The organism is Methylomagnum sp., from assembly GCF_054333355.1.
Genome location: NZ_JBTEKS010000356.1, coordinates 1 through 4,539, shown reverse-complemented (window position 1 = coordinate 4,539; position 4,539 = coordinate 1). Strand labels below are relative to the sequence as shown.

Here is a 4,539-nt window from a genome sequence, read left to right as displayed (position 1 = left end):
GCCTTGCGTGGTCGGCGGTGATTGGTGCCCGCTGGCCCCCCTCGCCGCCCACGCCCGGGTCTTGGTGGCGGGCCTGCAAGACCGGCCCATCGACCCCGCCGAAGACTCCATCGAAACCACCCGGCGGGTCCGGCTGGCCTGCATTCTGGCCGATCTGGACACGGCGCAAGGCGATTGGAAACCGGCGCTCAAGGCGTATCAGGACGCCAGCGCCTTCCTGCTGCGGGCCATGGCCGCCGAGCCGGACAACGCCGCCCGGCAGCGGGATTTCGCCGTGGCTCAGGAACGCATCGGCGACCTACTCATCACCCGGGGCGACATCCCCGGCGCGTTGAACGGCCTGCGCCGGAGCCTCGGGATACGCGCCCTGTTCGCCAAGCAAGACCCGGACAAGCCGGAGCGGCAGCACGACCTATTGCGGCATCACACCAAGATTGGCGACCTGCTCAAGCAGCAAGGCGACCTGGGTGGCGCCTTGTACAGCTATCGGGCCGCCCACGCCGTGCTGGAAAAACTGGCCGCTCACGCCCCCTCCAACGCCGAGCGGCGGTTCGATCTCGCGGCCAGCCACGAGCGCCTGGCGACCCTCTACATCAAGACCAACGAAATCCGGGAAGCCTGGGCGGCGATGCACGCGGCGCTGAAAATCTATGAGTTCCTGGCGGGCAAGAATCCCAACCAAATCAAGCTGGTGCGGGCACCGGGCGCGATTTACACGATGATGGGCGATTTGCTGCGCGCCCGCCCGGACTTGGCGGGGGCGCTGGGCCGCTACCGGGCCGCGCTGGCCGTCGCCGAGAAAGTCGCCGCCATGGACCCATCCAACCCGGAGTTCCAACGCAATCTGGCCTTGAACCACAACAACATCGGCAACGTGCTGGCGGCGTTGGAAGACCCGGCGGGCGCGGCGGAGCATTACCGGGCCTATCTCGCCGCCGCCGCGCCGCTGCTGGTGCGGGACACCGACCCCGCGCACCACCGTGATTTGGCGGTGGGCCACATCAAGCTCGGCCTGGCTATCGAGGCCTTGCCGGACGGGGACAAGGCCGACGCCCTCGCCCAGTACCGGGAGGCGCGGGACATCCTGGAAAAGCTCACGGATGGCGCCGAGGAGGGCGAGGGCAAGCACCGGGATTTGGCGTGGGTGACGAAACGGATCGACAAGCTCAGCGAACAAATCGAACCCAGCGAGCCGGACGCGGAGCCGACAGGCTCGTAGTCTCGCCTTCAGGCGGTGGCGAGAATCTTCCGTGTAGGGTGGGCATGTACCCATGCCCACCAAACACCCGCTGAATTAAGCATCGGTGGGCATGGGTACATGCCCACCCTACGGGACTAAATTCAAACTCAACCGAAATCCCCCCATGAAATTCCTACACTGCGCCGACATCCACCTGGACAGCCCGTTGCTGGGCCTGGACCGCTACGACGGCGCCCCGGTGGACGAGCTACGCGGCGCGACCCGGCGGGCGTTCCGCGATTTGGTGGACTTGGCGATTCGCGAGACGGTGGATTTCGTCGTCATCGCCGGGGATTTGTTCGACGGCGACTGGCCGGACTTCAATTCCGGGCTGTTCTTTGTCCGGGAAATGGCCCGGCTGCGGGAGGCGGGCATCCGGGTGGCCTTGGCGAAGGGCAACCACGACGCGGAAAGCCGCATCACCAAATCCCTGCCGCTGCCCGACAATGTGTTCGTGTTCAACCACAAGAAGCCGGAAACCCGCGTCTGGGAAGACTTGGGCGTCGCCCTGCACGGTCAGAGCTTCGGCCACCGCGAGGCCAGCGACGACCTCGCCGCCGCCTATCCGCCCGGCCCCTTCGATCTATTCAACATCGGCGTGCTGCACACCAGCCTGGATGGCCGCGCCGGCCACGCCAGCTACGCCCCGACCCGGACGGACGTGCTGCGCGGCAGGGGCTACGACTATTGGGCCTTGGGCCACGCCCACGCCCGCGAGATCGTTTCGACCGGGCCGCACATCGTGTTTCCCGGCAACCTGCAAGGCCGCAACGTCCGCGAGGCCGGACCCAAGGGCTGCGAACTGGTGTCGGTGGAGAGCGGTGAAATCAGCACCGAATTCCGCCCGCTGGACAACCTCCGCTGGGCGCATCTGCGCGTCGACACGGACGGACTCGCCGACAGCGAAATGTTGCTAAGCGCCGTCCGGGCTGGCTTGGTCGAACTGACCCACGAGGCCGGGGATCGCTTGCTGGCGGTGCGGCTGTCCGTGGCAGGCCGGGGCAAATTGGGTGAACGGCTGGCGGGCGGCTTCGACGCGGTGGAAGCGGAACTGCGGGCCGTCGGCCTGGATTTCAGCCCCGCCGTGTGGCTGGAAAAAATCCGCTTCGACCTGCGCCCGGCCTTGGACCGGGCCAGCGCCGCCCGTCGCCCCGACGCCATCGGTGAAATGTTGCGGCTGGTGGACCGGCTGACCGCCTCCGACGAGGAACTGGCCGAACTGGGGCGGCAGGTATTCGCCGACTTGACGAAACTGCCCTCGGACACGGGCCGGGGACCGGATGGCTTGCAGCTCGACGACCCGGCCACCTTGTCCCGGCTGCTGGCGGAGGCCGAGACGCTGCTGTTGTCCCGCCTGCACGGAGACGCCGCGCCGTGAGCTTTGACGCGATTCATTGTGGGAGCGGGCTTTAGCCCGCGACTACCGCCCCGCTTCGTGGGCTAAAGCCCACTCCCACGTCTCACCCATGAAGTTTTGATATGAGATTCGAACGGCTGCTATTCAAGGCTTATGGACCCTTCCACGGCCAAACGCTGGACTTCTCCGCCACGCCCGCCGGGCTGCATGTGATCTACGGTCCCAACGAGGCGGGCAAATCCAGCGCCCTCCGCGCCATCACCGCGCTGCTATTCGGCATCGACGCCCGCACCCCCGACAACTTCCGCCACGACTACGCGCAACTGCGGGTCGGCGCGGTGCTGGACCTGGGCGGCGAAAGCCGCGTGGCGGTCATGCGCCGCAAGGGCAACAAGTCCACCCTGTTCGAATTCGACCCCGCCACCGGCGAGGAATACACCGACCGCCCCTTGCCCCCCGATTATTTCGCCCGGCTGTTGGGCGAGTTGGACCAGCCGACCTTCCTCACCATGTTCGGCATCAACCAGGCCAGCCTCCGCAAAGGCGGGAAAGAACTATCGGAAGGGCAGGGCGAACTGGGCGAGACCCTGTTCCAAGCCACCTCCGGGCTGGCCGGGGTGCGCCGATTGCTGGCCCGGCTGGATGACGAAGCGGCGGCGCTGTTCAAACCGGCGGGCCACAAACCCAGCCTGAACGTGGCCATGCACGACTACGACGAGGCCCAAAAAAAGCTCAAGGATGCGCAGGTCCGGCCCAAGCTCTGGCAGGAGCGGCAAGAAGCGCTGATTCAAGCGGAACGGCAGGCGCAAGCCCTGCGGGCGCGGATCGAAGCCTTGCGCGGCGAGGAACGGCAACTCAACCGGCTGGCGACGGCCATTCCCTTGCTGGCGAGCCACGCCGCCGCGCTGGAAGAATTGGCGGGGCTGCATGACGCGCCGCTGCTGGACGCCGACGCGCCAGGGCAGCGCGTCCAGGCCGCCGCCGAACTGGCCCACGCCGAGCGGGACAGCCGCGAGGCCGGGGCGCTGATCGAAGGCTACGAGCGGGAGCTTCCCGCCCTGGCCGTGCCCGAGGCGCTGCTGAACAGCGGTCCCGACATCGAAGCCTTGCGTCACGACTTAACGCGGGCCGGCGAGGCGCACCGGAATATCCAGGCGGTGGCGGCGTTGCGCTCGGTTTGCCAAGCCAATCTCGCCGAACTGGCCCGCGCCTGCTTCGGTGCCGAAGCGCCGGACGGTTTGGATTTATCTGCCCGCTTGCCCGACCGCGCCGCCCTGGCGCGGGTGCGGGAACTGGCGGCGGACCTGCACGCGGCGACCGAAGCCAGCACCGGGCTTCGCGAGCAAGTCCACGAGTTGGAACAGGACGCGGCGGCGGCGCAAGCGGCCTTCGCCGAATTGCCGACACCGCCGGATTTCACGGCGCTGGCCGCCACCCTCGACGCGCTTAAACTGCAAGGCGACCCGGAAACCCAGGCCGCACGGCTGGCTGTGGGGCTGGACGAATCCGCCCGCCGCCTGAACGACGAAGCCAGCGCGTTGGGTGCCACGGACGCCAAGGCCTTGCGCAAGCTGCAAGTCCCCTTGGATGGCGAGATCGAGCATTACCGGGGGCGCTTCACCCAGCATCAGCAGAGCCTGACCGAACTCGCCAGCGAGGAAAGCAAAGTCCGCCGCGACCTCGACAACGCCCTCGCGGAAATGGGCGGTTTGGAAGCGGCGGGCGATGTCGTCACCGCCGACACGGTGGACGCCGCCCGCGCCGCCCGCGACCAACAATGGTTCGAGATGCGGCGGGTATTCATCGACGGCGGCACCCAAACCGCTTCCCAGCCCTTCCAGCCCCTCCCATCCCCCCCTTATCAGGGAAGGGAAGAATTGAGGCGGGAGCAAGAATCCCCCACCCACGAAGAATCACCCGCTTCCTACTCCCCCCTGACAAG

3 protein-coding genes are annotated in these 4,539 nt (G+C 67.5%); all 3 read left to right on the top strand.

Annotated features, from left to right (window positions below; genetic code table 11):
- The coding region (locus tag ACXWUF_RS19120) for a hypothetical protein (protein ID WP_458496176.1) at positions 1-1,219 on the top strand (1,219 nt) is incomplete at its 5' end.
- A 145-nt stretch (positions 1,220-1,364) separates the two neighbouring features.
- Complete coding sequence (locus ACXWUF_RS19115; RefSeq protein WP_458496175.1) at positions 1,365-2,618, top strand: metallophosphoesterase family protein; 1,254 nt, start codon at positions 1,365-1,367, stop codon at positions 2,616-2,618.
- 101 nt (positions 2,619-2,719) lie between these two features.
- Positions 2,720-4,539, top strand: a 1,820-nt coding sequence (locus ACXWUF_RS19110; RefSeq protein WP_458496174.1) for an AAA family ATPase, incomplete at its 3' end; no start/stop codon positions are given.

What these genes read in the sequence shown, in the direction of transcription:
- ACXWUF_RS19115 (WP_458496175.1), top strand. Translation starts at nt 1,365, where the DNA reads ATGAAATTCCTACACTGCGCCGACATCCACCTGGACAGCCCGTTGCTG.